We start from the raw sequence: 26,916 nt of genomic DNA on the forward strand, positions 1-26,916 counted from the left end.
CCGACCTTATCCCGGGCCCGACCAGGGCGTCGCGGCGAGTTGCTGCCAGCGGTCGACCAGCAGGTCGGTGGCCGTCCGGTCGCGCACGGCCAGGCGCAGCCACTGCGAGCCCAGGCCCGGGAAGGTGTCACCGCGCCGGACGGCGATACCCTCGGCGCGCAGGCCCGCCCGTAGCTCGGCCGCGCTCGGCGTCCTGACCAGCACGAACGGGGCCCGCGAGACGGCCGGGACGGTGAGGCCGGGGAGCTCGGCGAGGCGGGCCAGGAGAAGGTCGCGGTCCTGGTCGGCCTGCTTGGCGAGGGCTTCGGCCTCGGCCAGGGCCTCGGGCTCGGAGGTGGCCTGCGCGGCGATGAGGCCGAGGGTGGAGACGGACCAGAGCGGTTGGGCCGCTCTCAGGGCACTGATGAGGGGTGCCGGGCCGAGGACGTAACCGATGCGAAGGCCCGCCAAGCCCCACGTCTTGGTCAGGCTTCTGATGACGACGACATCGGGATGGCCGACCAGGGTCTCGGTCTCGCCGGGGATCGCGTCCATGAAGGCCTCGTCGACGACGATCGTGCGGCCTTTGCTTTGCAGGCGTTCGATGGTCGCTGCCGGGTGCAGGACGGAGGTCGGGTTCGTCGGGTTGCCGATCATCACCAGGTCGGGACCGGTGGGGACCCGGGCCGGGTCGAGGGTGAAGTCGCCGGTCAGGATGTGGCGCTCGACCGGGCGACCGGCGGCGCGCAAGGCGGCTTCGGGCTCGGTGAACTGGGGATGCACGACCAGCGCGCAGCGTGGTGTCAGGACCCTGGCAAGCAAGACGAAGGCTTCGGCCGCGCCGGCGGTGAGGAGGACTTCGTCCGGCCTACGGCCGTGGCGTTCGGCGACAGCTTCGGTGGCTTCGCGGGGGTCGGGGTACGCGGCCAGCATTTCGATGCCGGCGGTGAGGCGGTCGCGGAGCCAGCCCGGCGGTTCCTTCACGCGGACGTTGACCGCGAAGTCGTGCTGGATGACCGCGTCCCGGACCTCGGCGTCACCGTGGTGGCCCAGGTCCTCAACCATGCGAGTGCGCGTGGGAGTGATGGTGGCTGTGGCCGTCCTCGTCGGGGTGGTGGTGCGGGGTCTGCGCGGCGCCGACCTTGTCTTCGAACCCTGGCATGGCGATCCGGTACACGCAGGTGTCGCAGTTCATGCGGATGTCGCCGGCGACGGCTTCGGCGTGGCGTTCCAGGACCAGGTCCGCGAGTTCGTCGCAGTCGCCGATGACGGGGGCGACGTCGTAGCCCGCGGCCTGCTCGACGATGCGGTCCGGGAGCACGCCGCGGAACAGGAAGTAGGGCAGCACCACGATGCGCTTGGCGCCGAGGCGGCGGCAGCGTTCCAGGCCTTCTTCCACCGACGGGTGCGCGAGCGAGACGAACGCCGTCTCGACCATGCCGAGGCCGCGGCCCTCCCACAGCAAGCGGGCGGCGCGGTAGACCTCGGCGTTGGCGTCGGGGTCGGTCGAACCGCGGCCGACGAGCAGGACGGCGGCCTCGGCGCGTTCTTCGCGCGGCAGGACGGAGTCCAGGCGTGCTTCGAGCAGCGACAGGATGGTCGGGTGGACGCCGAGCGGGCGTCCGTAGGCGAAGGACAGGCTCCCGTGGCGCAGGCGCTCGCGGTTCAGGGAGCCGGGGATGTCGCCCTTGGCGTGGCCGGCGGCGACCAGGACCAGCGGCACCGCGGCCACGCGCCGGTGGCCGGCCTCGACCAGGCGGGTCACGGCCTCGCCGACGGGGGGCGCGGAGAGCTCGATGAAGCCGCCGTCCACCGCTTCGACGGCCTGCGGCGCGCGGCGGGCCACGCGCTGCACGAAGGCGCGGAAGTCCTCGGCGCCCCCGGCGTCGCGGGTGCCGTGGCCGACGATCAGGAGCGCGGTCATGATGCGTTGCCTTCTTTCACCAGGTCCCGGTATATCAAAGCATTGAGTGCGGCGGCGGCGACGGCCGAGCCGCCCTTGCCGGAGACGTTCGACACGGCCGGCAGCCCGGATTCCCGCAGCGCCGCCTTGGACTCCGCCGCGCCGACGAAGCCCACAGGCAGGCCGATGACCAGTGCCGGCCGGGCCTGCTCGGCGATCGCGATGAGCTCGAACAGGGCGGTCGGCGCACAGCCGATGACGTAGACGGCGCCGGGGCCGGCCTGCTCGGTGGCGATGCGCAGCGCGGCGGCGGAGCGCGTGATGCCGTTGGCGGCGGCCAGTTCCGGGGCGGCCGGGTGCTTGATGGCGCAGAGGGCGTCGCGGCGCGTGATGCCGGCGGCGACCATCTCGACGTCGGCGACGATCGGCGCGCCGGTGCTCAGCGCAGCGGCGGCGCGGGCCAGCGCGGCTTCGTCGGTGACGAGGTCGGTGCCGTAGTCGAAGTCGGCGCTGGCGTGGATGACGCGCTCGACGACGGCTCGGGTGTAGGGCGGGAGGGCGGAGGTGTCGAAGTGCGTGCGCAGGATGCGGTAGGACTCGGCCTCGATGGGGTGGACGGTGCGGGCGGTCATGGGGTGGGCTCCGACTCCGGCTCCAGGTTCGCGGCGATGAGGACGATGGCGTCGACCGGGCACACCTCGACGCACTCGCCGCAGCCGGTGCATTGTTCGGGCTGCACGACGAGGCTCGCAACGGCGCTCCCGGCGGGGCTCGCGGCGCAGGGCCGGATGGCGTGCTCCGGACAGGTGAGCAGGCAGGCGCCGCACCCCTGGCAGGCACGCACCTCGGCGATCAGGGCACTCATTCGCCGCTCCAGGTGTAGCCGCGCGGCGTGACCATTCGGCCAGCGGCGACGCGGGTGTGGGAGCTGCCGACCAGCACGATCGTGTACATGTCGACGTCGGCGGGATCGAACTCGCTCAGGGGACTGATCCACGCGCGCTGCCCCGGCCGCGACGCGTCCCGCACACAGCCAACAGGCGTGGTCGCCGGCCGGTGCTGCCGCAGGATGTCGAGGGCGTGGCCGAGCTGCCAGTCGCGGCCCTTGCTACGCGGGTTGTAGAAGACGGTGACGAAGTCCCCCTCCGCCGCGGCGGTGACGCGCCGCACGATCGCGGGCCACGGCGTGTGCAGATCGGACAGCGAGATGACGGCATGGTCGTGCCCGAGCGGCGCCCCGAGGACGTTGGCCGCGGCGAGCGAAGCGGTGATGCCGGGAACGCCGACGACGTCGACGTCATCGAGGTCGGCGAACAGGTCGAGCGCCGGACTGGCCATGGCATAGAGCCCGGAGTCGCCAGAGCCGACGAGCGCCACGGCCCGGCCCTCGCGCGCGGTCTGCACCGCATCGCGGGCGCGCGCCTCCTCGCTACCGAGGCCGGTGGCGCGGACTTCGGTACCGGGACGAAGGAGGTCGCGGATCTGGTCGAGGTACTGGTCGAGCCCGACGACGACGGACGCCCGCCGCAACTCGGCAACCGCACGCGGCGGGAGGAGGTCGCGCGCGCCGGGACCGAGGCCGATGAGGGCGAGGCGGCCTCGGGGGGCTCGGCGCGCGATGGCCGCGGTGGCCATGGAGGCGGGGGCGGCACCAGTAGTGGCGGCGGATTCGGGCGAGGCTGGCGTGTGGTCGGCGGCCGGTACGACAGATGGCCGGCCCGGCTGCGAGACAGCGGCCAGAGCGTCGTCGGTGGCGGCCAGTGCGGTGGCGGGCTGGCGTGGCGGCGAGGCGGAGGCCGGCGCGTGGTCGGCGGCGGGCAATGCAGCGGCGGCTGGCACACTCTTGGTCTTCGGCACCAGCAGGTCGGCGAGGGGGCGGTTCGGGCCGTCGTAGCGGGCAGCAGCTTCGGCGACGGAGGGGGTGCCGACTTCGGCGAGTACTACTGCGCTTGGGTTGGGGACCTCGATCTTTGCCAGTTCGGCGGCCGGGTGGAAGACGACCTGCCAGCCGCGGCGGCGCGCCGCTTCGAGGATGCCCGGCTCGTTGGATTTCGCGTCCACCGACGCCAGGCGAGCCACCGATGCGGCGCTCAGGCCCCCGGCGGCCAGCGCGCGGTCGATCGCGTCCAGGACCTCGTCGGCTGATACGCCGCGTGATGCGCCTACGCCCACCACCAGTGACGGTGGCCGGTAGACCAGTCCTTCGGCCTCCGCCAGGTCGCTGACCGACAGCGTCGCCTCGGGGGCGCCCTCTCCGCCGACGCCTAGCGCCGGCAGGGGCCAGTTATCTGTGCCGATCAGCGCGACGGGGGCACCCGACAACAGCGCGGTGCCGACTGGGGCCAGCAGCGCGGGGTTCTCGATCGTGAAGCCCAGGTCCTCGCCGTAGGAGTCCAGGGGCTGTGCGCCGGAGGCGTCGGAGGCGGTCGTGATCACCGGGGTGCAGCCCAACAGCGCCGAGACGCGCTCGGCCAGTTCATTGGCGCCGTGGTGGCCGCCCAGGACGGCGACCGCGTGGCGCAGCGACTCGTCGACGCAGACCACGGCGGCGTCGGTGTTCTTGTGGCCGAGGGCCGGGGCCAGGGAGCGGACTGCCGCGCCGACCGCGAGGAACGCCACAACGGCGTCGCAGGCTTCGAATGCGGTGCGCAGTTCGGACGCGGCGCCGTAGACGTGCACCTCCGTGGGCCAGGCGGCGGCCAGGGCGGCGGCGGCGCGGTGGCCCGCGGCGGTGGCGGCGACCACACCGATCGGCTTGCCGGGCGTCGGGGTGTCGTGGCTCAACGTCGTTCTCCCCACAGCAGGAACACGGGATTGGCGGCGGCGAAGCGGTGGGCGTCGCCCGGAAGCGCGGACAGGCGCGAGGACTGGAGCAGGACACCGTCGACGGCGCGGCCGGACTTCGTCAGCAGGCTGATGGCCTCCGGCACGCGTTCGATGGCGGCGAGGGCCACGACGACCGTGGCGGCCGAGGTCGCGGCGCAGGCGGCGATCACGTCCACGCCACCGCCGCCGACGAACACCGCGTCGGGCGGCGGCAGGCGGTCCAGGGCGAGGGCGGCGTCGGCGGTGATCACCTCGACGGCGACGCCGTGGGCTGCGGCGTTGGCGCGAATACGGTCACAGGACTCTGCGTCGCGTTCGACCGCGACCACCGCCGCGCCGAAGCGTGCGCATTCGACACCGACCGAGCCCGAGCCCGCGCCGATGTCCCAGACCAGGCGACCGGGGCGCGGCCCCAACTTCGCCAGAGCCAGGGCGCGGACCTCGGACTTGGTGATCATCGACGCCCGGTGTGCGAAGTCCGACTCCGGCAGCGCCCAGGAGCCCGGGACGCCGCCGAAGCCCGCGATCCAGCCGCGTTCGGAGGTCAGGCGAGACTCGTCCAGGCACAACAGGACGTACGGATCGGCGAACTCGGCGTACGCCGCGGCGTGCGAGCTGAGCGTCTCAATCTTCTGATCCGGGTGGCCGAGGCGCTGCGCGACCACGAAAGTACGGTCGGGGAGTTCGGCGCCGAGTTCCTTGGCGCCGGCGCCGGGGCCGGTCAGCACGGCCACCTTCGGAAACGCGCGGCACACGTTCGCGACCGGCCGCAGCTCACGGCCATGCGCGCTGACCACGATCGCGTCGTCCCAGGACAGACCGATCGCGGCGAACGCCGTGGCGACCGAGGACGGCGCAGGCAGAACATTGATTTCGAGCCCGTATTCGCGCAGCTGCCGGACGATGCCGAAGAAACCCGGATCGCCGCTGGCTATCACGCAGACGTTCTCATGCAACGGAAGCGCCGCATACAGGGCGTCCAGAGCGCCGAGCACGATGCGTTCGACGGCGTGCGGGACCTCGACCGCGTCCAGGTGGCGGCGTCCACCGGCGACCAGGGTAGCCGAGGCCAGAGCCGCCCGAGCCGGCCCGGACAGCGGGCCGCCGTCGAAACCGATGACGGTGATCACGTCCGCGCCACCACTTCCAGGCCGCTGAAGTCGACCATCGCGACCTCCGCGCTGATCGTCCCGCCGCACTCGGCGGCGGCGAAGCGCTCCAGCACCGCGGCGACCCGGCGGCAGAGTTCGAGCCCTGCGACGGGCAACAGCCCGGCAGCGTCCCAGAGCTCGTAAGCGTGCCGGGCGGTGTTGGCGGTGCCGACAGCGTCTGCGAGCTCGCCGGGGCCGCCGACGAAACGAGTGATGTCGCCGAGCAGCGAGCAGTCGACCTTTGACCGCGTGTAGTGCGTCATCAGCACGCCCGCACCGAGCTTCGTCAGCTTGCCGGCCATCCCGACGAACACCACGCGCCGCACCCCGTGCTCCACGCAGCGTCGCAGCGCCGCGCCGGTGAAGTCGCCGACCTCGACGAAGCTGACCTCCGGCAGATCCGGGAACATCAGCATCGCGCCCTTCTCGGTCCGGCCGCCGGTACACAGAACCAGAACAGGGTCCTGCGACGTCTCGGCGGCCTGTGCGGCGAGCACGGAGACCGCCTGCTCAACGCTGGCCCGCCAGGCCGCAGTCGAGAAGGGCCGCACGATGCCGGTGGTGCCCAGGATCGAGATGCCGCCGAGGATGCCCAGACGGGCGTTGGTGGTCTTGCGCGCCATCACCTCGCCCTCGGGCACGGAGATGACCACGCGCAGCCCGCGGTCGGCGGACTCGGCAGGCCCGGCGCCGAGCGCTTCGGCGACGGAGGCCTCGATCATCGAGCGTGGCACCGGGTTGATCGCCGGGCCGCCGACCTCCAGACCGAGGCCCGGCTTGGTGACGACGCCGACCCCGAGCCCGCCGTCGAGCTGAATCCCGCCGGACGGCAGCCAGGAGACGGTCGCCGTGAGGTGCGCGCCATGCGTGACGTCGGGGTCGTCCCCGGCGTCCTTGACGACGACAGCCTCGGCATGGCCCGGGCGCGACAGATCGCAGCGGTCGGTGGCGAACGTGACGCGCCGGCCGGAGGGCAGGGCGATCTCGGTCCAGGTCTGTAGCTCGCCGGTGACCAGGGCGGTGGTGGCAGCCTTGGCGGCGGCAGCCGCGCACGCGCCAGTGGTCCAGCCGGGGCGCAAAGCCTTCGGACGCACCTTCATTGTCCGCGGCAGATCGGGCTCACGAAGGATCGGCTCGCCCGCAACCTCTGGCTCGGGCGAGCCGCTGTCGCTGGGCTCAGGAACCTCAGACATCTGATTCCCGATGCGCCAAAGCGGCGTCCGCCGCCAGCAACTCCTTCCGCGCGCCCCGCTCAGCCCGCCGGAACCCGTGGAAGTGCCCCGGGTGGTACAGGTGCGACCGCGTCCCGTGCGCCCCCAGCGCGGGCCCGACCAGGAACAGCGTGTGCTTCCAGAGCTTGCGGGCCTTCACCGTCTCTTCGAGGTCTGCGATGGTGCACTGCGCCAGCTCCTCGTCCTCCCACGTGGCGCGGTAGGCGACGATCACCGGCGTCTCGGGCGGGTAGCCGCCTTCGAGCAGTTCGGCGGCGAGCTGGCCGGAGCGCGCGGCCGACAGGAACACGGCCATCGTCGTGCCGTGGGCCGCGAAGGCGCGGATCGACTCCTTCTCCGGCATCGGGGTCTTGCCGCCGCCGAGCCGCGTGAGGATCACCGACTGCGCGACCTCGGGGATCGTCAGCTCACGCTGCGCGATCGCCGCCACCGCCGAGAACGCCGAGACCCCCGGCACGATCTCCGTCTCCAGCCCCAGCTCGCGGCAGCGCTCCAGTTGCTCCTGCACCGCGCCCCACAACGACGGGTCGCCGGAGTGGATGCGCGCGACGCGCAGGCCCTGCGCAACCGCGCGTTCGTAGATCGCGATCACGCCCTCCATCGGCAGCGCCGCGGAGTCGACGATCTCGGCGTCCGGCCGCGCGTGCTCCAGCACCGCCTCCTGCACCAGGCTGGAGGCCCAGATCAGGACGTCCGCCTCGGCGATCGCGCGGGCCCCGCGCAGCGTGATCAGGTCGGCCGCGCCGGGACCGGCTCCGATGAACGTGACCTTCGCCGTGCCGGCGCTCACAGTGCTCCCCCTCGCCCGCGCCGCCGCGCGGTGGTGATGACAGTGGACAGATACGGCGCGGTGCCGATCGTGTCCGGGGCCAGGTCCTCGACCGGTCCCACGACTTCTTCCGGCAGGCCCAGTGCGGCCCCGAATACGGTCTCGCCGCTACGGCCCGCCTTCTCGACGGCATCCAGCATCTCGGGCAGGAACCGGCCGCCCTTGTAGGCGACGACCGTGTCGAACGCTTCCAACGCGCGCTCGTACGCCTCCAGGCCCGCGGTCATCGGGAACAGCGCCAGCACCTCGCGTCCCTCGGCCAGCACGGTTCCAGAACGTGAGGCGAGGTCCTGCATCGCCGTGATGCCGGGCACGGTCTCGACCGAGACCGACGGCATCAGGGTTCGAACAGTCTGCGCGAGGTAGCTGAACGTCGAGTAGATGTTCGGGTCGCCGATCGTGGCGAAGGCGATGCATTCAGCACCGTCGTCGAAGGCTGCGACGACCGCGCGCGCCGCCTCGTCCCAGGCGTTCAGGCGTTCGACGGTGCGTCCGCCGCGGTCGGACAACGCGAACGGGACGGCGCGGATCGTGCCACCGTCGATGTGCGCACGCACCGTCGCCTCGGCGCGTCCCGGCCCCTCCGGACCGTCGGCGAGTATGGGTACGAACACGACATCAGCAGCCTGCAACACCCGGACGGCCTTCACCGTCACCAGATCCGGATCGCCGGGACCGACCCCGACACCGGTGAGCAGTCGCATCACACCACCCCGCAGCTCTCGACCAGCCGCCGGGCGATCGACGGCGCGCCGGCCCAGTGCAGATGGAGGTAGGAGGCGTGGATCCGGCTGCCGGCGAAGCCCTCGGTGACCGCTCCCCCGTTGCGGCGCCAGTGCCACGCCGGGGGCGAGCCGGCCGACGGGCTGACGACGGTGCGGTGGAATTCGTGCCCTGACACGCGGGTGCCGGCGGCGGCGAGCACCGACTCCGAAGCGGCCACGGCGTGCCGGTAGCCGAGCGTGAGGCGGTCGGTCATGACGGCTTCGGCGTCCACGACTCCGCACATCGGCAGGCCGTCCAGGCTCTTGCCGAGGTACAGCAGGCCGGCACACTCGGCGGCGATCGCGCCGCCGAGGCGCGCGAACTTCGAGACGTTCTCGCGCAGCGCGTCGTTCGCGGCCAGTTCGGGGGCGTAGACCTCGGGGAAGCCGCCGCCGATCACCAGGCCGCCTACGCCCTCGGGCAGAGCCTCGTCGTGCAGCGGGTCGAACGGGCAGACCTCGGCACCGGCGGCGGCGAGCAGTTCGGCGTTCTCGGCATAGGAGAAGGTGAATGCGGGCCCTGACGCAATGGCGATGCGCGGGCGCGGTCGGACGCCGCGGCCCCGGCCGATCTCCTCGGCGGGGTCCCAGGCGGTGACGTCCAGCGGCGCGGCGCTGCGGGCCAGCCGGTAGACCTCGTCGAGCTGGACGCCGACGTCGACCAGGGCGCCGAGGGCGTCGACCGCGGCCACGGACTCGGCGCGGCGTTCGGCGACGGGGACCAGGCCGAGGTGGCGCGAGGGGTTCGCGACGGCGGCGTCGCGGCGCAGCGCCCCGAGGACCGGCACGCCGAGCTCGTCCAGCGCCTCCGTCAGGATGTTGCGATGGTTCTCGGAGCCGACGCGGTTCAGGATCACGCCGGCGATGCGCACCTCGGGGTCGAACGCGCGGAATCCGTGCACCAGCGCGGCGACCGAGCGTCCCTGGGCGGCGGCGTCCACGACGAACAGCACCGGGGCGTCGAGCAGCTTGGCGACCTGCGCCGTGGAGGCGAGCTCGCCCTCGCCGGTCGCGCCGTCGTACAGGCCCATGACGCCCTCGATCACCGCCAGGTCGGCCCCGGCGGCGCCGTGCGCGAACAGCGGCGCGATGCGCTCGGTGCCGACCATGTAGGGGTCGAGGTTGCGGCCGGTGCGGCCGGCGGCCAGGGAGTGGTAGCCGGGGTCGATGTAGTCCGGGCCGACCTTGAACGGGGCCACGGTGAAGCCGCGGCCCGTCAGGGCCTTGATGATGCCGGTGGCGATCGTGGTCTTGCCGTGGCCGGAGGCCGGGGCGGCGATGACGACGCGCGGCACGGTCAGCGGCGACGCGGTCACCACTCGATGCCCTTCTGGCCCTTCTGACCGGCGTCCATCGGGTGCTTGACCTTGGTCATCTCGGTCACCAGGTCGGCGGCGTCGAGCAGTTCGGGCGCGGCGTCGCGGCCGGTGATCACGACGTGCTGGCTGCCGGGCCGGTCGGCGAGGGTCTTCACCACGTCCTCGACGTCCACCCAGCCCCACTTCATCGGGTAGGTGAACTCGTCCAGGACGTACAGGCGGTAGGTCTCGGCGGCGAGGTCGGCCTTGATGCGCTCCCAGCCGGCGCGGGCGTTGTCGGCCTGCAGCTCGGGATCGGAGTGCAGGTCGCGCTGGATCCAGGACCAGCCCTCACCCATCTTGTGCCAGTCGACGGCGCCGCCCTGGCCGGTCCGCGCGTGCAGCTCGCCGAGCGCCTTGAGCGCGGTCTCCTCGCCGATGCGCCACTTGGCCGATTTGACGAACTGGAACACGCCGATCGGCCAGCCCTGGTTCCAGCCGCGCAGGGCCAGGCCGAATGCGGCGGTGGACTTCCCCTTGCCGGGGCCGGTGTGCACGATCGTCAGCGGCCGATTGCGGCGCTGGCGCGTGGTGAGGCCGTCATCGGGGACGTGCGTGGGTTGGCCCTGCGGCATCAGGCGGCCCTCCGGTCGGAGCGGGGTCGGTTGCCGTGCACCGCCGCGGTGAGCGCGTCGGCGGCGAGGTCGGTGAGGGGGAGGTGGTCGGCGCCGAGGTCGGCGGCCAGGCGGGTGGCCAGGCCGAGGCGAACCGGGCCGGACTCGCAGTCGACGACGACCGCGCTGCCGCCGAGGGTGGCTACGGCTTGGCGGAGGTGGGCCGCGGCTCGGCGCGTGTCGGCCAGGGGGTCGGCTCCGGCGGCACGCGCGGCGGATGCGCGCGGCGCCATGGCACGCGAGCCGGATTCAGCCGACGGCAATGCGGCGGCAAGCGAATTCGGGGCGGCTGCGCGCGAGGAGGCGATCGCTTGCGTGGCACGGCCGTCGGTGACCACGAGCACGAGCGGCCGGCGGTTCGGGTCGCGCATGCGCTCGACGCGCAGGACGTCGGCGGCTTGCAGCAGGCCAGCGGCGAGCGGGGTGCGGCCGCCGGTCGGGAGCGAGGTGAGGCGGGCGGCGCCGGCGTCGACCGACCAGGTCGGCGGGAGGGCGACTTCGGCGCCGCGGCCCCGGAAGGTGACCAGGCCGACCTTGTCTCGGCGCTGGTAGGCGTCGAGGAGCAGCGAGAGGATCGCGCCCTTGACGGCGGCCATGCGCTGCCGGGCGGCCATCGAACCGGAGGCGTCTACGACGAACAGGACCAGATTGCCTTCGCGGCCCTCGCGGATCGGTTCGCGAAGGTCTTCGGAGCGCAGGCGGAGCGCGCCCTCGCGACGGCCTCGGGCGACCTGCTCGGGTGCGGCGGCGCGGACCGTCGCGACGAGGTGGAGGCCGTGGGCGCCGGGACGCGCGCCGACCGTGCGGCCGCCGGTGGCGCGGGCACGTGAGCGGCGGCCTTCGGCGCCGGTGCCGACGCCTGAGACCTGTAACAGACGGGCTTTGAAGGGTTCGCTGGGAGTCACCACTCCCTGCTCGCCCGACGGGCCGGACACACGCTTCTGCTCAGTGGAGGTTCCGGTCGTCGGTTCGGACCCGGTTTCCCCGGCACCGCTCGCGTCCTGTTGTGCGGTTTGTGCGGCGCTGGATGAGCCGTTCTGCGGACCACTCGGTTGGTTGGGGGAGCCGTCGCCGTCGGGACCGCCCGAGCCGGGACCGGGATCAGGGTCCTCATCCCCGTCCGCAGCGTCCGCGGCGTCCTCCATGGCGTCGTCCAAGCGCTCCTCGTCGAGCCCCGGCGCGTCGAAGGGATGCCGCCGTCGCCGGTGCGGCAACGCCAGCATCGCCGCCTGCCGCACGTCCTCGGCGACGACCTCCGTCCGGCCGGCCCAGGCGGCGAGCGCCGTGGCGGCGCGGGCCGTGACCAGGTCCGCGCGCATCCCGTCGACCTCGAAGGCCGCACAGATGCGGGTGATCCGCAGGAGCTCGGCGTCTGGCAGCGTCACCGACGGCAGCAGCGCACGCGCCGCCTCGATGCGTGCGGCCGTCTCCTTGTCCGCCTGCTCCCAGGCCGCGGCGAAGCCCTCCGGGTCCGCCTCGTAGGCCAGCCGCCGCCGCACCACCTCGGCGCGCTCGGCCGGGTCCCGGCTCGCGCGGACCTCGACGGTCAGGCCGAAGCGGTCGAGCAGTTGGGGCCGCAGCTCGCCTTCTTCCGGGTTCATCGTGCCGACCAGCAGGAAGTGTGCGGCGTGCGAGACGGAGACGCCTTCGCGCTCGACGTGCGCGACGCCCATGGCGGCCGCGTCGAGGAGGAGGTCGACGAGGTGGTCGTGGAGGAGGTTGACCTCGTCCACATAGAGAAGTCCGCGGTGCGCCGCCGCCAGCAGGCCGGGTTCGTAGGCCGCGACGCCGGAGGCCAGCACCTTCTCCAGGTCCAGGGAGCCCACGAGGCGATCCTCCGTCGCCCCGACCGGCAGCTCGACCAGGCGCGCCGGGTGGGACTGCGAGGCCACGGCGCCGGCCGAGTGCACGGAGGGCGCGGAGGACGCGGTGTGCGGGCCGTCCGGGCAGGCGGGGTCGGGTGCGGCGGGGTCGCAGGAGAAGCGGCAGCCGGGGACCACGGCGATCTGCGGCAGCACCGCGGCCAGGGCGCGCACGATCGTCGACTTCGCGGTGCCCTTCTCGCCGCGCACGAGGACGCCGCCGACGGCCGGGGACACGGCGTTCAGCAGCAGGGCCAGCCGGAGGTCGTCAAGACCCACGACGGCGGTGAACGGGTACGGCGGCACGCCGGATCAGCTCCTCACGGGTATCCACGCCCGACAGGTCTCTTCACAAGAACACGCCGCGGGAGCGGCGTGCCGAGGGCGGTCGTAGTCTCCTGACTCTCAGATCCGCGCGCCTGCCCGGCCTTCCCAGAACGCTGACGTCCCAGTGGCTTCGCAAGCGGGAGGCGCTCCCTGATCACAGTGGCGGGACCGTTCCGGATTCGCACCGGATTCCTGCCGACCGTCCCGCGTGCAGCATCCCGCAGCGATCATCGGGCGTCAAACCGCGCCCGGGCGGCGCCGGCTGGCGGAATGTTCGATTCTGTCCCTCAATGGGAGGGTGAGCGAGCGACGGCGCAGAGCCCGTGTCCTGGGTGAATACGAGCTGGACGGCGGCGCGTTCGCCCTGGCGCGGGGTGAGCAACGCGACACGGCGGCGCCGACACTGACTCCGACCGCGCAGCAGCGGCTGCGCGCGCTCGGCCGGCCCGGGACGGTGTGGCGGGCCGTGCTGAGGCGGATCCGGACGACCTGAACCGCATAGGACTACACAGGACTACAGAGGAACAGGACTACAGCGGAGGCCCGTCCCCCGGGTCCTCCTGGTAGGAGTACCGCTGTTCCTTCCACGGGTCCCCGATGTTGTGGTACCCGCGTTCCTCCCAGAACCCGCGCCGGTCCGCCGTGAGGTACTCGATCCCGCGCACCCACTTGGGCCCCTTCCACGCGTACAGGTGCGGCACGATCAGCCGCAGCGGGAAACCGTGCTCAGGGGTGAGCGGGACGCCTGCGTAGTGGGTCGCGAACAGGACGTTCTCGCGCAGGAGGTCCTCGATGCGCAGGTTCGAGCTGTAGCCGTACTCTGCCCAGACGGTGACGTGGGTCACCTCGGCGGCCGGCGGCGCCAGTTCGAGGATGGTCCGGGCTCCGACGCCGCGCCAGGAGGCGCCGAGCATCGTGAACTTGGTGACGCAGTGGAAGTCGGCGGTCACCTCGACGGCCGGCAGGGCCCCGAACTCCTCATGGAACCAGATCGCCTCCGCGCCGTCGGCGGTGGCGCCGGTGACGCGGAAGTCCCAGGTCGCGGGCTTGAAGCGGGGCACCGGGCCGTAGTGCAGCACCGGCCACTCCCCGCGTTGCATGCGCTGGCCGGGTGGGAGCCGTTCCTCGGACTGCACTGTCTCGCCTTCTGTGTCCACCCCTGATCCCGGCTGCCCCATGGGGACCATCGTCCCAGATGTGGTGCACGGCACGTACCACGGGGACTTGGCAGGTGGCCGGCAGGTAGCTTAGGCTCCCCTAAGTCCCCCAGGCCCAACCCGCCGACTGCCGGAGCCCCGCTTGTACGCCTGCATATGCCACGCAGTGACCACCGCCGAGGTGGACGCCGTCGTCGCCCTGGGCGCCACGTCGGTCAAGCAGGTGCGCAAGGCGACCGGGGCGGGCTCCGCGTGCGGGACGTGCGTGAAGCGGCTGAGCTGCCTGCTCGCCGCGGCCCGGGTCGCCGACTCGGCGCCGGTGGACACGATGCCCGAGGCCGAGCGGCTGCCGGTGCCCGCACCGAAGCGCCCGGCGCTCCCCGCGCTCCCGATGTTCCAGCACGCACCGGACTGCCCGGCCGCGCTGCCGGCTCTGGGCTGAACCGCCGGTCCTCCTCGCGACGGGTCTGTTCGGCGTGCCCGAGCACGTCCCCATTCGGCGCAATCCGCGCCTGAGCCGTTACCTCCCGGATCGGCGGCTCTGGCAGTATCGAACGCCATGCAGGGTGACAAGGACATCATCGCGTTCCTCAACGAGCAGCTCACGGCCGAGCTGACGGCCATCAACCAGTACTGGCTGCACTACAAGCTGCAGGACAACCGCGGCTGGAAGAAGCTCGCCGAGTACACCCGCAGCGAGTCCATCGACGAGATGAAGCACGCGGACAAGCTCGCCGAGCGCATCATCTTCCTGGAGGGACTGCCCAACTTCCAGAAGCTGTTCCCGCTGGAGATCGGCCAGACCGTCACCGAGATGTTCAACGCCGACATGAAGGTCGAGGTCGCGGCCGTGGAGCGGCTGCGCAACGGGATCAAGCTGATGCGCGAGCGCGGGGACGTCACGTCGGCGAACCTGTTCGAGGAGATCCTCGCCGACGAGGAGCACCACATCGACTACCTGGAGACCCAGCTGGACCTGATCGGCCAGCTCGGGGAGCCGCTGTACATCGCGCAGCTGGTGGAGCAGCCGGAGGCGTCCTGAGTAGGACGGCTTCTGGTACGGGCTATCGCTGGAAGACCAGCTCTGCGCCGGGGAACGATTCCGGTAGTCCGAACGATGGAAACAGGTCGTCCTCGAAGCGGGTCAGGGCACTGATCCGGTCGCCGCTCAGGGTGAGGACGAGGAGTTCGGCCCCGCCGCGCTTGCCGGCGGGTGCCGGCCGGTAGATCCCGAAGGCCGGCTGGCCGTTGGCTCTGGTCGGTACGAGGTAGCTGTGCGGGCCGACGGTGGCGGCGAGGAGGCGGACCGCGGCGTCCCGGCCCTCGTACTGGAGCGGCTGCGGCGGCATCGAGATGAAGACGTCATCGGTCAGCAGGGCTACCAGTGCGTCGATGTCACAGGACTGGTAGGCGTGGACGAACTTCGCCACGATCGCTTCCTCGACTGCTGAACCGCCGGCCGGCGCCGGCGCTGGAGCCGACGCTCGGGAGGGTTCCGCCGACTCCGTCCGCTGCAAAGTGGCTCGCGCACGCTTGAGAGCACTTTTCACCGCGTCGACGGTGGTGTCCAACATGTCGGCGACCTCGTCGGAGTGGAATCCGACGACGTCACGCAGGATGAGGACGGCGACCTGGCGGGGCGGCAGCGCCTGCAACGCGGTCACGAAGGCGAGGGAGATGGATTCGGTCTGCTCGTAGCGCGCCTCCGGCCCGGGCGACATGCCCCTCCCGTCGTCCAGGAGCACGTCGGGGTAAGGCTCCAACCAGACGACCTCGCCGAGCCGGGTCGGCTCCGGCAGCTCGGCCTTGGGCCCTTCCCATGCCCCGGCCTGGCGCCGACTGGCCGAGCGCCGGGCGTTGAGGCACCGGTTGGTGGCGATCCGGTACAACCACGTGCGCACCGAGGCGCGTTCCTGGTACCCGGCCAGTCCTTGCCAAGCGGCCAGGAACGTCTCCTGCAGAGCGTCCTCGGCGTCTTGCAGAGATCCGAGCATCCGGTAGCAGTGCACCTGCAGCTCCCGGCGGTACGGCTCGGTGAGCGTGCGGAACGCCTCGCCGTCTCCGGACCGCGCCCTGGTGATCAGATCAGCTCCCACCGGATCCACTTTCACGACGCCTCTCTCGTGCCCGTAGCAACTCCATTCTGTGTAGACACTGATTGGCACGTGAAAGGGGCGGTCGGGATTCAGACGTCGACCGAGCGCCAGACCGGCTGGTCGCCGTCACTGTGGACTCGGCCGAACACCACGTCGGCGAGGTGCCCGCCATAGCCGATCGTGTCGGGCTCGGCCAGGTCGGCGACGAGCGTGCGGCGCAGGGCCGTGGACTGTGCGCGGTCGTGGTCGACCGCGACTTCCCATTCCGGATGGCTGATCTGGACCGGGGAGTGGAACGCGTCGCCGAACGCGATCACCCGCCGCCCGCCCGCGCTGATCACATAGGCGGTGTGCCCGGCGCTGTGGCCCGCGGCGAGCCTGACCTGGACGCCGGGGAAGATCTCCTCGCCCTCGCGCACGGTGCGCACCAGCGGTTCCATGGCTTTCAGCATGTCGCCCATGCCCATTTCCTCGGCGTGGTGACGCTGCGTCCACTCGGGTTCGGCGACGAGGTAGTCGGCGCCGGTGAAGGCCGGCCGGTCGCTGCCGGGGGCGGGATGCCAGGCCCACCCGACGTGGTCGGGGTGCAGGTGGGTGAAGGCGACCGCCTCGATGTCCGCGGGGCTGCGGCCGAGGACGGCGAGGCTGTCCAGGAGGGCGCCGCCTCTCAAGGTGCCGAACGGGCTCTGTGGCGGCCCCAGCTCCAGCGGACCGAAGCCGGTGTCGATGAGCAGTGCGCGGCCGTCACGTTCCACCAGCAGGCCGCCGATGCTGACCACCAGGTGACCGTCCTCGTCGAGATACTCGGCGTTCTCCGCCCAATCCCCGTCATCGGTGGTGTCCAGCCAGAGCCGGGCTTTGAACATGGCCACTCCGTCCGGCACGAAGCTCAGCTTCGTCTCGCCGAGCGTCAGGGACCGGATCTCCGACGGCCGCCGGAGCCGCTCGTCCAGGTGCGATGCTGTGTTTGTCATGGGGTCGTACTCCAGGTTCTTGTGGCTGCTCGCGCTTTCCCTCATGTGGACACCTGCGGCGAGGTGAAGGGGGCGGTTCATCGCCGCGCGGAAGAGGAAGCGGTAGAGGAATCAGCCGGGGTACGACCCTGAGGACGTCTCGGGGTCGCCCCTGATGCGTCGGCGCCGACCGGCGTGTGACCATGGCTGGCATGCTGCGACCGTCTTCCGCCGAGGTGCGCGGCGCCTCGGGTCCGCTGCTGGTGGCCGTGGGCGTCATGGTCGTGACGGCGCTCGACGGGCCCAGTTCCGCCGATCAGGTTCGGGCCCTGATACCGCTGGCCGCGGTGGTGCTCGGCATGGTGCTGGTGCTCCGCGATCTGGCTGCGGAGCGGCGCGGCGCATGGCTCGACGTGCGGGATCGGGGGCGGCGGGCGGTCGATGCCCGGACCGCGATCGGGGCGCTGGTCATCGGAGGTGCGCTGCTGCGGCTGCTGACCAACGGCGCGTCGCTCGCCGCGGAGACCAGCGCGGTCGTCGCGGCGCTCATCCTGTTCTCCGGCGGGGTGTTGATCGCGCTGCCGTATCTGCTGCGGGTGCTGCGGGATCTGGACGCCGAGCGGGCCGAGCGCATCCGCGCGCAGCAGTTCGGCGAGGTCGCGGCGCACATGCACGACTCGGTGCTGCACACGCTGACGCTCATCCAGCGCGCTGATCCGGCCGACGTCGCGGGGCTGGCGCGGGCCCAGGAGCGGGAGCTGCGGGCCTGGCTCTACGACCGGCGGGGGCGCGCAGCCGACGGGACGGAGCCGGAGACGTTCGCGGCGGCGGTGCGGGCCGCGGCGGCCGAGGTGGAGGACCGGCACGGGGTGCGGGTGGAGGTGGTCGCGGTCGGGGACGCGGAGCTCGGGGACGGGCTCGGCGCGTGCGTCGCGGCCGCGCGCGAGGCGCTGGTGAACGCGGCGAAGTACGCCGGAGGCGCGCCGATCTCGGTGTTCGCGGAGGTGGAGGACGAGGGCTCGGTGGGGCAGCGGCGGGTCGAGGTCTACGTGCGCGATCGCGGGCCCGGCTTCGAGCTCGACGCCGTGCAGGCCGACCGGATGGGAATCCGGGAGTCCATCGTCGGGCGGATGGTCCGGCACGGCGGGGTGGCCGAGGTGCGGACGGCGCCCGGGGCGGGGACCGAGGTTCGATTGGAGATGCGCTGTGAGTGACGAAGCACGCGAAGAAGCAGGCGTTCTCGAAGAAGCAGGCGCAGAAGCAGGCCTAGCAGCAAGCGTAGAAGCAGGCGTGCTCAGCGATTCCGGCGCCGCGGATCCGATCACGGTCGTCCTCGTCGACGACCACCAGATGTTCCGCGCCGGAGTACGCACCGAGTTGCGGCGGGCCGCCGAGGCCGCGGGGACGGCGGTCGAGATCGTCGGGGAGGCGGACGACACCGACCGGGCCGTCGCGGTCATCACGGCGACGCGGCCGCAGGTCGTGCTGCTCGACGTGCACCTGCCCGGGGGCGGCGGCGTCGAGGTGCTGGCGCGGACGGCGGGGGCGCTGCCGGAGGTGCGCTTCCTCGCGTTGTCGGTCTCCGACGCGGCCGAGGACGTCATCGCGGTCATCCGGGCCGGGGCGCGCGGCTACGTCACCAAGTCCATCAGCGGCGCCGAACTCGCCGACGCGGTGCGGCGGGTGGCCGAGGGGGACGCGTTCTTCTCGCCGCGGCTCGCCGGGTTCGTGCTCGACGCGTTTTCCAGCGGCGGGGCGGCGGCGCGGGACGAGGAGCTGGACCGGCTGACGCCGCGTGAGCGGGAGGTGCTGCGATTCATCGCGCGGGGGTACGCGTACAAAGAGGTCGCGCGCGAGTTGGTCATCTCGATCAAGACCGTTGAGACGCACGTGTCGTCGGTGCTGCGCAAGCTGCAACTGTCGAACCGCCGGGAGCTCACCCGTTGGGCGAGCGACCGGCGGTTGGCGTAAAGGGCTTCTAGAACCGGAGGTTTCCGGGGCCGGCGGTGATGATCGTCTGGTTCAGGAAGGCCTGGGTGCCGTCGCAGGGCCGGCCGGCCGTGGGCTTGTCGACCTCGTCGAGGCTGATGGTCAGGGTGAAGTCTCCGGAGACGCCCTGGTAGGCGCCGGTTCCCGAGCCCTTGACGACCGGCACGTGCTGCGTCACGTCGATGTGGCCCGAGCACGTGGCCGGGTCCGACGGGAACTGGTGCGCCATCGCGGAGACGAAGGCCTTGTCGATCGAGGCGATGTCGAGACGGAAGGTGCCGCGCCGCAGTCGGAGTTCGAGCTGGCTGTTGTGCTCGGGGTTGACCGAGCCGTCCGGGTTGACGCTGACGCCCTGGCCGTAGTCGCCGACCGCGCCGGAGAGGGTCACCTGCTCGGTGGGGCCGTCGTCGGTGGTGAAGCCGGTCAGGTGGGCTGCGGTCATGGCGGGCTTGGCGGCGGCGTTGGCGTCGGCGGTCGCCGCCGAGCAGCCGAGGATGGTCAGGACGCCCAGGGTGGCCGCGGCGGTGGTGGCGGTGAAGATCTTGTTCGTCATGGCTTCAACTGTGGCGGCGGCGGGGGCTGCGGGGATCCGGGGCGGACCCTGGGATTGCCCTGATCGAACCCTGATAGGGGTGGTGGCGCTGGGAGCGGGCACTGGTCAGGCGGTCAGGCGGTCACGCCGAGCGTCAGGTAGGCGAAGCCGAACACGCCGTGCGTGCCGCGCAGCCAGATCGAGAGGTGCTCGTCGAGCTTCGCGCGGAGGTCCGCGGCCTCGGGGTGGCCGGGGTTGTCGAGCAGCCATTCCTCGACGTCGGCACCGTATCCGGACTCGAACTCCTCCCACTCGGCGCGGGTCGCGGTCTCGACGCGCAGCGGCCGGAAGCCCGCCGCCAGGGCCGCGTCGACGAGGTCCGGGAGGTAGAGGCAGTCGTCGGCGGTCATGCCCGGCCACATCGCGGCCAGCTCCGACTCGGTCGGCGTACGCTCCCAGACCTCCGCGCCGAACAGCAGCCGCCCGCCGGGACGCACGCGGCCGCGCAAGGCCTCCAGAGCCTCGGGGATCGAGCCGAACGCCTGATACGCACCGATGCTCAGGACGAGGTCCGCGGGTTCGGTGTGATCCGCGGCAGGGCCTTCGACGAACGTGGCCCGATCGGCCAGCCCGCGCTCGGCGGCCAGCGCCCGACCGCGCGCTACGTCAGGGCCGTGGACGTCGATGCCGGTGCCGCGTGCGCCGGGGACGGCGGCCAGGACGCGCAGCAACAACTCGCCCCAGCCCGAGCCGTAATCGACGACGGTGGCCGGGCCGCGCAGCGCGAGGTCGGCGACCAGGCGGTCGGCGCGGTCGGCGGACAGGGGGCCGTGGAAGTGCAGGCGGGAGCCGGAGCCGAGCTTGGGAAGTGTGGTCATGAGGGTCAAGGGATAGCAGAGCGCACGGAGGGCGGGCTATTCGTTTTTGACGGTTCCGGTTTGCGGGTGGGCGCTGGGACCGCCGCATTCTTCGCGCCGCTCCGCCGCGAAAACCGGCGCTGCTGACCTGTGTGTGGGTGTTGGTGGCGGGTGCGGTTTGTTTGTGGGTTGACGGTCAAGGGCGTTTTTTGACGGCTTCGCACGGGTTTAAGAAGGATCCGCTGGGTGGCGCAGTTCGGTGGTGTGCCCGGCGTCGCGCTGGCGGCCGGCGGTGGTACTGGGTGGACGGGGTCCACCCGGTGGCCACAGGCGGCGGTGAGTTGTCGTGTCCGAGGTGCGGGAACCTTTCCCACAGGCGGGGTTGTCCCGGGTTCCCCGTCGCGTCGGCGGGCGTAGCCAAGCTGACCGGGCCGGTGGTGTCAAGTCGCACGAAACCCGACCAAAGCAGCGTGTGATCCGACTTGATACCACCGGACCGGTCTGCTTCCGTGAGGCGACGATGCGACGGGGAACCCGGGACAAGGCGACCACAAGCAACGACCGCCGGCAGACAGCGCGACCCCCCTCCCCGGAGCGAGTGCCGCTCGCCGCGCAGGCGCCGCCGGAGGCCCTGCTTTTGACTGTAGGCGCCCACCACGCCCGACGATTGCCGCCCACGCAACGCGTGCGCAGTGACTCGGACCGGCGCGCGGTCGTGCACACGAACACCGCCGGCCGCCAGCGCAACCTGCGGGGCACCACCGAACTGCGCCACCCAGCGGATCCTTCTTAAACCCGTGCGAAGCCGTAAAAAGCTCCTAAAACCCACCAACAAACCGCACCCACCACACCCCAGCCACCAACACCCACACCCACACCCACACCCACACATCAAACAGCGGCGCCCGAAAACCAAACGTCGCCCGACCGGACCCCGGTCGGGCGACGCCACATAAGAACCCTACTTCGCCGCCTACTTAGCCGTCGCCTTCTTCGCAGCCGTCTTCGCCGGCGGCTTCTCGTCGTCACCGCTGCCCGCGGCGGCGGCGTCGACCTTGTCGGCGGGCACGAACTCGGCCGCCGGGCCGGTGCCGGTCTTGTGGAAGCGCAGCGCCTCCCACAGGGGGCCGGGTATGACGTGGATGCCGTAGTGCGCGCGGTGGTGGTTGGCGCAGAGCACTTCGAGGTTGCCGGGGGACTCGGCCCACTTCTGGAAGTCTTCGTCGGTCTCGAAGTGCAGTCCCAGGGCCTGCATGATCTTCTTCTCGTCGACCTGGTTGATCTGCGAGAACTCCACGTGGGTGTGGTGCAGTTCCGGCTCGCCGTCGCAGAGGTCGTCGTCGATGATGCACTTCCACATGCCCTGCCGCTTCAGGCGGGCCTTGGCCTGCTCGAAGAGGTGGTAGTGCGGGTCGTCCTCGCGCGGGGAGTGCTCGGGGACGTGGGTGAGGATGTGGACGGTGAGCATCTGGTCGTGCTCAAGCGTCTTGCCCGTGCCCTTGGACACCGTCGGGTGCGTCGGGGAGCCGCTCTGGACCGGCGCGTGCGCGTGCGGCGCGGCGGCCGGGGCCGCGGCGGCGCGGGGAGCGGGCACGGCGGCGGCCTTCTTCGCGGCCGGCTCGTGCTCGGCGTGCTCGTGCTCGCTGGAGGCGGCCTTCTTCGCAGAGGCCTTCTTGGCCGGAGCCTTGTCCCCCTCCTTGGCCTTCTCGGCGTCCAGAGCGCGGCGGTGCGCCTCCTCCGGGCCGACTTCCTCCTCGGAACCGAACAGCTTGTTCATCCAGCCCATCGGGCTTCTCCCCACCTTGCTCGCTGCTTGCGACAACCGGCTTAGCCGGGCCCGACCCTAGCCCCTCTCAGGGGATTGCATCAAGACAGAGGAAACCACGTCGGCGGCGGTGTCACAGTCCTGCGCCGAGACGTCCAAGTGCGTCACGATCCGCAGCAGTTTCGGCCCGAAGGGGGAGATGCGTACGCCCAGGGCGAAACATTCCTTTGCGACGTTCGAGGCGTCGTCGGCGTCGACGAGGACGATGTTCGTCTCCGGTTCACGGACCGATGCCCCGGCGGCGCGCAAGGCGGCCGCGATACGCCCGGCGTTCTCATGGTCCTGCGACAGCCGGTCGAGGTTGTTGTCCAGGGCGTACTGCGCGCCGGCGGCCAGGATCCCGGCCTGGCGCATCGAGCCGCCGAGCCGGCGGCGCAGCGCCCGCGCCTCCTCGGAGCGGCCGGGCGGCAGCAACAGCAGCGAGCCGGCGGGAGCGCCGAGGCCCTTGGACATGCAGACCGACATGGTGTGCGCGATCGCGCCGTAGTCCTTCAACGGGACGCCGACAGCCTTGTGGGCGTTCCAGATGCGCGCGCCGTCCAAATGCAGCCCGAGGTTGAAGGAGTCAGCCAGAGCCCTGATTTCCCGCAGGGTGTCGATGGGATACACGGCACCGCCGCCCCGGTTGTGCGTGTTCTCGACCTCCAGTGCGCGGGTACCAACGGTGTAGCGGTCGCCGACGCGGATCATCGCAGCGAGGGCGGCGGGATCCATCAGCCCGCGCGTCGAGGGCAGGGTGCGGGTCTGGATCCCGGCGTGCGCCGCCAGGCCGCCGTTCTCGTGCGCCACGATGTGCGCGTCGGCGTCGCAGATCAGCTCCTCGCCGGGGGCGACCTGCAGGCGGATCCCGATGTGGTTGGCCATGATGCCGGTCGGGACGAACATCGCGTCCTGGTACCCGAACAAGGCCGCGACGCTCTCCTCCAGCCGCCGGACGGTGGGGTCCTCGCCGTACTGGTCGTCGCCGACCTCCGCGGCGGCCATCGCCTCGCGCATCGGCGCGGAGGGCTTGGTGACGGTGTCGCTGCGGAGGTCGATGGGGTGCTGGATGCTCAGAGTCGCCATGCTCTGAAACGTATCGCTCCCGCCCCGGGAAGACCGGGACGGGAGCGGTGTGGTCGATCGAGAAGGCTCGGACCGGCTCAGGGCCGGCTCAGCGCCGGGCGCGCAGCATCTCCGCGACGAGGAACGCCAGATCCAGCGACTGGCTGCGGTTCAGCCGGGGGTCGCACAGCGTCTCGTAGCGCTGGTGCAGCGCGTCGAACGCGATCTCCTCGCCGCCGCCGACGCACTCGGTGACGTCCTCGCCGGTGAGCTCGACGTGGATGCCGCCGGGGTGCGAGCCCAGGCCGTGGTGCACCTCGAAGAAGCCCTTGACCTCGTCGAGCACGTCGTCGAAGCGCCGGGTCTTGTGGCCCGAGGGCGCCTCGAAGGTGTTGCCGTGCATCGGGTCGCAAATCCAGGCCACCTGGTGACCCTCGCTGCGGACCTTCTCCACCAGCGCCGGCAGCTTCTCGCGCACCTGTCCGGCGCCCATGCGCACGATGAACGACAGCCGGCCGGGCTCGCGCTCCGGGTCCAGCCGGTCCAGGTACGCCAGGGCGTCCTCGGGGCGGGTGCTCGGGCCCAGCTTGATCCCGATCGGGTTGCTGATCCGGCTGAAGTACTCGACGTGCGCGCCTTGCAGGTCCCGGGTGCGCTCGCCGATCCAGACGTAGTGGCCGCTGGTCGCGTAGGGGTTGCCGGTCCGCGAGTCGATGCGGGTCAGCGCCGACTCGTACGGGAGCACCAGGCCCTCGTGCGCGGCGTAGAACTCGACGGTGCGCAGTTCCTCCGGGTCGGTGCCGCACGCGCGCATGAACTGCAGGGCGCGGTCGATCTCGCCGGCCAGCGCCTCGTAGCGCTCGCCGGAGGGCGACCCGGCCACGAAGTCCTGGTTCCAGGCGTGCACCTGCCGCATGTCGGCGTAGCCGCCGGTGGTGAACGCGCGGACCAGGTTCAGTGTGGAGGCGCTGGCCTGGTACATGCGCAGCAGGCGCTTGGGGTCCGGGGTGCGGGCCTCGGGGGTGAAGTCGAAGCCGTTGACCGAGTCGCCGCGGTACGCCGGAAGCGTGACGCCGTCCCGGGTCTCCGTGGAGCTGGAGCGGGGCTTGGAGTACTGCCCGGCGATACGGCCGACCTTCACCACCGGCAGCGAGGCCGCGTAGGTGAGCACGACGGCCATCTGCAGCAGCGTCTTCAGCTTCGCGCGGATCGCGTCGGCGGTGACGCCGGCGAACGTCTCGGCGCAGTCCCCGCCGGTGAGCATGAAGGCCTCGCCGCGGGACACGGCGGCGATCCGGTCCTTGAGCTGGTCGGCCTCACCGGCGAAGACCAGCGGCGGATACGAGCGGAGCTCGGAGACGGCGGCGGACAGCTCGCCCGCGTCCGGCCAGTCCGGCTGCTGGCCCGCGGGAAGCGCGGACCAAGTGTCTTCGATGGGTCCGGTACCAGCCGGATTCCCGACAACTTCACTCATTGAGCCAGACTACGCGAAGCCGGGGTGCGTTCTGTGCGCGCGTCCAGTGCGTGGGACCGCCTGGTCCGAGCCGCAGAACCGACGTAATTGCAGGTCCTGGCGTTGTAGCGGGGTGTATTGGCGGAGTGCTGGCGAGTGCCGCGGGTGGAGTTGCGACTGTGTTTCGTCCAGTTCAGCCGCCCCGGCCGGCTCTACTAGTCCAACCACCCCGGCCGGGCCAGCCCCGACTCGTAGGCCAGCACCACCAGCTGCGCCCGGTCGCGCGCGCCGAGCTTGACCATGCTGCGGCTGACGTGCGTCTTGGCGGTGAGCGGGCTGAGCACCAGGCGGTCGGCGATCTCCTCGTTGCTCAGCCCGGCCGCGACCAGCGCCAGGACCTCCCGCTCGCGGTCGGTCAGGGCCTTGATCTGCTCGGCGGCCGGGTTGGGGCCGGTGCGCTTGCTGCGGACCGCGAACTCCTCGATCAGGCGGCGGGTGACGCTGGGCGCCAGCAGGGCCTCGCCGGCGGCCACCGCGCGCAGGCCGCGCAGCAGGTCGGCGGGCTCGGTGTCCTTCAGCAGGAAGCCGCTGGCGCCGGCCCGGATCGCCTCGAAGACGTACTCGTCGAGCTCGAAGGTGGTCAGGATGAGGATGCGGACGCCGGAGAGCTTCTCGTCGGCGGTGATCAGGCGGGTGGCCTCCAGGCCGTCGGTGCCGGGCATGCGGATGTCCATCAGGATGACGTCCGGGGCCAGCTCGGCGGCCAGGCGGTAGGCCTCGGCGCCGTCGGTGGCCTCGCCGGCCACCTCGATGCCGTCCTGGACCTCCAGGAGCGCGCGGAAGCCGGCGCGCACGAGCGCCTGGTCGTCGGCGAGCAGGACCCTGATCATGACTGCTCCTCGGCAAGGGGGGTTTCGGTGGGCTCGGTGGGCTCGCCGGACCAATCGGCGGCCGACGCCCGGAAGGGGATGTGGGCGTCGACCCGGAAGCCGCCGCCGGGGTTCGGACCGGCGGAGAGCGTGCCGCCGAAGGCCGTGGCCCGCTCCCGCATCCCGGGCAGGCCGTTGCCGCTCGCGGTCTCCCCCAGCGGGCAGCCGCGGCCGTCGTCGGTGATCCGCAGGTGCAGGCCGTCGGAGGACTCCACGAGGATCGCGGCGCGCCCGGCGCCGGCGTGCCGCACCACGTTGGTCAGCGACTCCTGCACGAGCCGGTACCCGGCCTGACTCACCGCCAGCGGCACGTGCCCGACGTCCCCGACCACGCTGAGCGCCACCTTCAGCCCGGCGGCCTCGGCCAGGTCCACCAGGTGCCCCAGCCGCCCCAGGTCCGGGGCCGGGTCGCGGGGCGCGGCGCGGTCACCGCGCAGCACGGTCAGCACCGAGCGCACCTCGCCGAGCGCCGAGCGGCTGGCGTCCTTGATCGCGGACAGCGCGATCCGGGCCTGCTCGGGGCGGCGGTCCATGACCTCCAACGCCACGTTGGCCTGCACCGCGATCAGCGAGATGGAGTGCGCCAGCACGTCGTGCAGCTCGCGGGCGATCTCCAGCCGCTCCTCGCTGGCCTGCCGCCGCGACTCCTGCTCCCGGGCCTTCTCCTCCTGGTCGCGGGCCTTCTGCGCCTCCATCGCACGCTGGCGCAGCAGCCGGAACAGCTCGGCCAGCATCAGCAGCGCGAGCAGCCAGCCGGCGGTGAACAGGATCTCGGTGGGGCTGCTGCGCAGCTGGCCCTTGGCACTGTGCGTCGGTACGAAGATCATCCCGATCGCGAACAGCAGCGACCCGGCCCACATCTCCCGCCGGTAGCCGGTGCCGCCGATGACGATCACCGCGAGCAGCGCGTTCAGGAAGATCGGCCCGTAGGCGTAGCCCATAAGGAGGTACAGCAGGGTGGCACCGAGGCACACCGCCAGCGCGATCCGCGGCGCCCGCCGCCGATGGTGCAGCGCGACCGGACCGGCGACCACCAGCACCCAGCCGAACCAGTCCAGCGGCCGGATCCCGTACTCGACGGTCTTGCTGCCGCCGGTGTGCCAATGGCCGTAGGCGCCCCAGGTCCCCAGCACGTCGAAGACCAGCAGGATCAACGGCAGCGCGACCGTGGAACGCTCCATCCACAGCCACGCCAGCCAGGGGCGCGAAGGCGGCTGCGGCTGTTCGGTCATGGTT

27 protein-coding genes and 1 riboswitch are annotated in these 26,916 nt (G+C 71.9%); of the genes, 5 read left to right on the forward strand and 22 right to left on the reverse strand.

Going from position 1 to position 26,916, the window contains the following annotated elements; genetic code table 11:
* Positions 1–6: 6 nt before the first annotated feature.
* From cobC to ABH935_RS18785, 12 genes are read right to left on the reverse strand one after another with little or no spacing between them, the layout of a single operon-like run.
* On the reverse strand, positions 7–1,044 hold the full coding sequence (cobC, locus tag ABH935_RS18730) for an Rv2231c family pyridoxal phosphate-dependent protein CobC (RefSeq protein WP_370379177.1): 1,038 nt from the start codon (positions 1,042–1,044) through the stop codon (positions 7–9).
* Entirely contained in the window at positions 1,037–1,903 is an 867-nt protein-coding gene (locus tag ABH935_RS18735; RefSeq protein ID WP_370379178.1) for a sirohydrochlorin chelatase, read from the reverse strand. Before ABH935_RS18735 ends, cobC begins: the two co-directional genes overlap by 8 nt.
* Positions 1,900–2,514: a precorrin-8X methylmutase gene (locus ABH935_RS18740; protein WP_370379179.1), complete on the reverse strand. Its 615-nt coding sequence runs from the start codon at positions 2,512–2,514 to the stop codon at positions 1,900–1,902. The genes ABH935_RS18735 and ABH935_RS18740 overlap by 4 nt, the downstream gene beginning before the upstream one ends.
* Complete coding sequence (locus ABH935_RS18745; RefSeq protein WP_370379180.1) at positions 2,511–2,747, reverse strand: 4Fe-4S binding protein; 237 nt, start codon at positions 2,745–2,747, stop codon at positions 2,511–2,513. Before ABH935_RS18745 ends, ABH935_RS18740 begins: the two co-directional genes overlap by 4 nt.
* Entirely contained in the window at positions 2,744–4,666 is a 1,923-nt protein-coding gene (cobJ, locus tag ABH935_RS18750; protein ID WP_370379181.1) for a precorrin-3B C(17)-methyltransferase, read from the reverse strand. Before cobJ ends, ABH935_RS18745 begins: the two co-directional genes overlap by 4 nt.
* Positions 4,663–5,838, reverse strand: coding sequence for a precorrin-6y C5,15-methyltransferase (decarboxylating) subunit CbiE (gene cbiE / locus ABH935_RS18755; RefSeq protein ID WP_370379182.1), 1,176 nt, complete (start codon positions 5,836–5,838; stop codon positions 4,663–4,665). The genes cobJ and cbiE overlap by 4 nt, the downstream gene beginning before the upstream one ends.
* Complete coding sequence (locus ABH935_RS18760; protein ID WP_370379183.1) at positions 5,835–7,052, reverse strand: cobalt-precorrin-5B (C(1))-methyltransferase; 1,218 nt, start codon at positions 7,050–7,052, stop codon at positions 5,835–5,837. The genes cbiE and ABH935_RS18760 overlap by 4 nt, the downstream gene beginning before the upstream one ends.
* Entirely contained in the window at positions 7,045–7,881 is an 837-nt protein-coding gene (gene cobM, locus ABH935_RS18765; protein ID WP_370379184.1) for a precorrin-4 C(11)-methyltransferase, read from the reverse strand. The genes ABH935_RS18760 and cobM overlap by 8 nt, the downstream gene beginning before the upstream one ends.
* Positions 7,878–8,627, reverse strand: coding sequence for a precorrin-2 C(20)-methyltransferase (gene cobI, locus ABH935_RS18770; RefSeq protein ID WP_370379185.1), 750 nt, complete (start codon positions 8,625–8,627; stop codon positions 7,878–7,880). The genes cobM and cobI overlap by 4 nt, the downstream gene beginning before the upstream one ends.
* On the reverse strand, positions 8,624–10,000 hold the full coding sequence (locus ABH935_RS18775; RefSeq protein WP_370379186.1) for a cobyrinate a,c-diamide synthase: 1,377 nt from the start codon (positions 9,998–10,000) through the stop codon (positions 8,624–8,626). The genes cobI and ABH935_RS18775 overlap by 4 nt, the downstream gene beginning before the upstream one ends.
* The gene (gene cobO, locus ABH935_RS18780; protein WP_370379187.1) at positions 9,997–10,617 is read right to left on the reverse strand and encodes a cob(I)yrinic acid a,c-diamide adenosyltransferase; all 621 of its coding nucleotides are present in this window, start codon (positions 10,615–10,617) and stop codon (positions 9,997–9,999) included. The genes ABH935_RS18775 and cobO overlap by 4 nt, the downstream gene beginning before the upstream one ends.
* Complete coding sequence (locus tag ABH935_RS18785; RefSeq protein ID WP_370379188.1) at positions 10,617–12,824, reverse strand: VWA domain-containing protein; 2,208 nt, start codon at positions 12,822–12,824, stop codon at positions 10,617–10,619. The genes cobO and ABH935_RS18785 overlap by 1 nt, the downstream gene beginning before the upstream one ends.
* Before the next feature lie 87 nt (positions 12,825–12,911).
* A riboswitch (cobalamin riboswitch) is annotated at positions 12,912–13,038 on the reverse strand.
* A 105-nt stretch (positions 13,039–13,143) separates the two neighbouring features.
* Here ABH935_RS18785 and ABH935_RS18790 point away from each other — a divergent pair.
* Positions 13,144–13,338 carry a hypothetical protein gene (locus ABH935_RS18790; protein WP_370379189.1) on the forward strand — a complete coding sequence of 65 codons (195 nt, stop codon included), beginning with the start codon at positions 13,144–13,146 and terminating at the stop codon, positions 13,336–13,338.
* A gap of 37 nt (positions 13,339–13,375) precedes the next feature.
* On the opposite strand, the gene ABH935_RS18795 is transcribed toward ABH935_RS18790, so the two are convergent.
* Positions 13,376–14,023, reverse strand: coding sequence for a sulfite oxidase-like oxidoreductase (locus tag ABH935_RS18795; protein ID WP_370379190.1), 648 nt, complete (start codon positions 14,021–14,023; stop codon positions 13,376–13,378).
* A gap of 121 nt (positions 14,024–14,144) precedes the next feature.
* Here ABH935_RS18795 and ABH935_RS18800 point away from each other — a divergent pair, with 121 nt between their 5' ends.
* Together ABH935_RS18800 and bfr are read left to right on the forward strand one after the other, a co-directional pair.
* Entirely contained in the window at positions 14,145–14,444 is a 300-nt protein-coding gene (locus tag ABH935_RS18800) for a bacterioferritin-associated ferredoxin (protein ID WP_370379191.1), read from the forward strand.
* Between the two features lie 117 nt (positions 14,445–14,561).
* Entirely contained in the window at positions 14,562–15,044 is a 483-nt protein-coding gene (gene bfr / locus ABH935_RS18805; RefSeq protein WP_370379192.1) for a bacterioferritin, read from the forward strand.
* Positions 15,045–15,066: 22 nt separating this feature from the next.
* Here bfr and ABH935_RS18810 read toward each other — a convergent pair whose 3' ends face one another.
* Positions 15,067–16,098 carry a sigma-70 family RNA polymerase sigma factor gene (locus ABH935_RS18810; protein WP_370379193.1) on the reverse strand — a complete coding sequence of 344 codons (1,032 nt, stop codon included), beginning with the start codon at positions 16,096–16,098 and terminating at the stop codon, positions 15,067–15,069.
* 89 nt (positions 16,099–16,187) lie between these two features.
* Positions 16,188–17,072: an MBL fold metallo-hydrolase gene (locus ABH935_RS18815; protein ID WP_370379266.1), complete on the reverse strand. Its 885-nt coding sequence runs from the start codon at positions 17,070–17,072 to the stop codon at positions 16,188–16,190.
* Positions 17,073–17,263: 191 nt separating this feature from the next.
* Here ABH935_RS18815 and ABH935_RS18820 point away from each other — a divergent pair, with 191 nt between their 5' ends.
* Positions 17,264–18,265 carry a sensor histidine kinase gene (locus tag ABH935_RS18820; RefSeq protein ID WP_370379194.1) on the forward strand — a complete coding sequence of 334 codons (1,002 nt, stop codon included), beginning with the start codon at positions 17,264–17,266 and terminating at the stop codon, positions 18,263–18,265.
* A 76-nt stretch (positions 18,266–18,341) separates the two neighbouring features.
* Positions 18,342–19,022 (forward strand): LuxR C-terminal-related transcriptional regulator, encoded by a 681-nt coding sequence (locus ABH935_RS18825; RefSeq protein ID WP_370379195.1) that lies wholly within the window; start codon positions 18,342–18,344, stop codon positions 19,020–19,022.
* Between the two features lie 7 nt (positions 19,023–19,029).
* Here ABH935_RS18825 and ABH935_RS18830 read toward each other — a convergent pair whose 3' ends face one another.
* The 7 genes from ABH935_RS18830 to ABH935_RS18860 all read right to left on the reverse strand — a co-directional run bounded on the left by ABH935_RS18830 (position 19,030) and on the right by ABH935_RS18860 (position 26,912).
* Positions 19,030–19,593: a hypothetical protein gene (locus ABH935_RS18830; protein ID WP_370379196.1), complete on the reverse strand. Its 564-nt coding sequence runs from the start codon at positions 19,591–19,593 to the stop codon at positions 19,030–19,032.
* 113 nt (positions 19,594–19,706) lie between these two features.
* Entirely contained in the window at positions 19,707–20,450 is a 744-nt protein-coding gene (locus tag ABH935_RS18835) for a cyclopropane-fatty-acyl-phospholipid synthase family protein (protein WP_370379197.1), read from the reverse strand.
* A 952-nt stretch (positions 20,451–21,402) separates the two neighbouring features.
* Positions 21,403–22,215 (reverse strand): hypothetical protein, encoded by an 813-nt coding sequence (locus ABH935_RS18840; protein ID WP_370379198.1) that lies wholly within the window; start codon positions 22,213–22,215, stop codon positions 21,403–21,405.
* 57 nt (positions 22,216–22,272) lie between these two features.
* Entirely contained in the window at positions 22,273–23,319 is a 1,047-nt protein-coding gene (locus ABH935_RS18845; RefSeq protein WP_370379199.1) for a low specificity L-threonine aldolase, read from the reverse strand.
* Positions 23,320–23,407: 88 nt separating this feature from the next.
* Entirely contained in the window at positions 23,408–24,772 is a 1,365-nt protein-coding gene (locus ABH935_RS18850) for a class II 3-deoxy-7-phosphoheptulonate synthase (protein ID WP_370379200.1), read from the reverse strand.
* Positions 24,773–24,966: 194 nt separating this feature from the next.
* The gene (locus ABH935_RS18855; RefSeq protein ID WP_370379201.1) at positions 24,967–25,641 is read right to left on the reverse strand and encodes a response regulator; all 675 of its coding nucleotides are present in this window, start codon (positions 25,639–25,641) and stop codon (positions 24,967–24,969) included.
* Positions 25,638–26,912 carry a sensor histidine kinase gene (locus ABH935_RS18860; RefSeq protein WP_370379202.1) on the reverse strand — a complete coding sequence of 425 codons (1,275 nt, stop codon included), beginning with the start codon at positions 26,910–26,912 and terminating at the stop codon, positions 25,638–25,640. Before ABH935_RS18860 ends, ABH935_RS18855 begins: the two co-directional genes overlap by 4 nt.
* Positions 26,913–26,916: the final 4 nt, after the last annotated feature.

The sequence above is a fragment of the Catenulispora sp. GAS73 genome, from assembly GCF_041262085.1.
In the GTDB taxonomy this organism is placed as follows: domain Bacteria; phylum Actinomycetota; class Actinomycetes; order Streptomycetales; family Catenulisporaceae; genus Catenulispora.

Coding starts and splice junctions, on each gene's coding strand:
- ABH935_RS18740 (WP_370379179.1), bottom strand. CDS start 2,514: ATGACCGCCCGCACCGTCCACCCCATCGAGGCCGAGTCCTACCGCATC.
- ABH935_RS18735 (WP_370379178.1), bottom strand. CDS start 1,903: ATGACCGCGCTCCTGATCGTCGGCCACGGCACCCGCGACGCCGGGGGC.
- ABH935_RS18745 (WP_370379180.1), bottom strand. CDS start 2,747: ATGAGTGCCCTGATCGCCGAGGTGCGTGCCTGCCAGGGGTGCGGCGCC.
- ABH935_RS18815 (WP_370379266.1), bottom strand. CDS start 17,072: ATGACAAACACAGCATCGCACCTGGACGAGCGGCTCCGGCGGCCGTCG.
- cobO (WP_370379187.1), bottom strand. CDS start 10,617: ATGCCGCAGGGCCAACCCACGCACGTCCCCGATGACGGCCTCACCACG.
- ABH935_RS18850 (WP_370379200.1), bottom strand. CDS start 24,772: ATGAGTGAAGTTGTCGGGAATCCGGCTGGTACCGGACCCATCGAAGAC.
- ABH935_RS18830 (WP_370379196.1), bottom strand. CDS start 19,593: ATGACGAACAAGATCTTCACCGCCACCACCGCCGCGGCCACCCTGGGC.
- ABH935_RS18855 (WP_370379201.1), bottom strand. CDS start 25,641: ATGATCAGGGTCCTGCTCGCCGACGACCAGGCGCTCGTGCGCGCCGGC.
- ABH935_RS18820 (WP_370379194.1), top strand. CDS start 17,264: ATGCTGCGACCGTCTTCCGCCGAGGTGCGCGGCGCCTCGGGTCCGCTG.
- cobC (WP_370379177.1), bottom strand. CDS start 1,044: ATGGTTGAGGACCTGGGCCACCACGGTGACGCCGAGGTCCGGGACGCG.
- ABH935_RS18860 (WP_370379202.1), bottom strand. CDS start 26,912: ATGACCGAACAGCCGCAGCCGCCTTCGCGCCCCTGGCTGGCGTGGCTG.
- ABH935_RS18840 (WP_370379198.1), bottom strand. CDS start 22,215: ATGGGCTGGATGAACAAGCTGTTCGGTTCCGAGGAGGAAGTCGGCCCG.
- ABH935_RS18835 (WP_370379197.1), bottom strand. CDS start 20,450: ATGACCACACTTCCCAAGCTCGGCTCCGGCTCCCGCCTGCACTTCCAC.
- ABH935_RS18795 (WP_370379190.1), bottom strand. CDS start 14,023: ATGGGGCAGCCGGGATCAGGGGTGGACACAGAAGGCGAGACAGTGCAG.
- bfr (WP_370379192.1), top strand. CDS start 14,562: ATGCAGGGTGACAAGGACATCATCGCGTTCCTCAACGAGCAGCTCACG.
- ABH935_RS18760 (WP_370379183.1), bottom strand. CDS start 7,052: ATGTCTGAGGTTCCTGAGCCCAGCGACAGCGGCTCGCCCGAGCCAGAG.
- ABH935_RS18845 (WP_370379199.1), bottom strand. CDS start 23,319: ATGGCGACTCTGAGCATCCAGCACCCCATCGACCTCCGCAGCGACACC.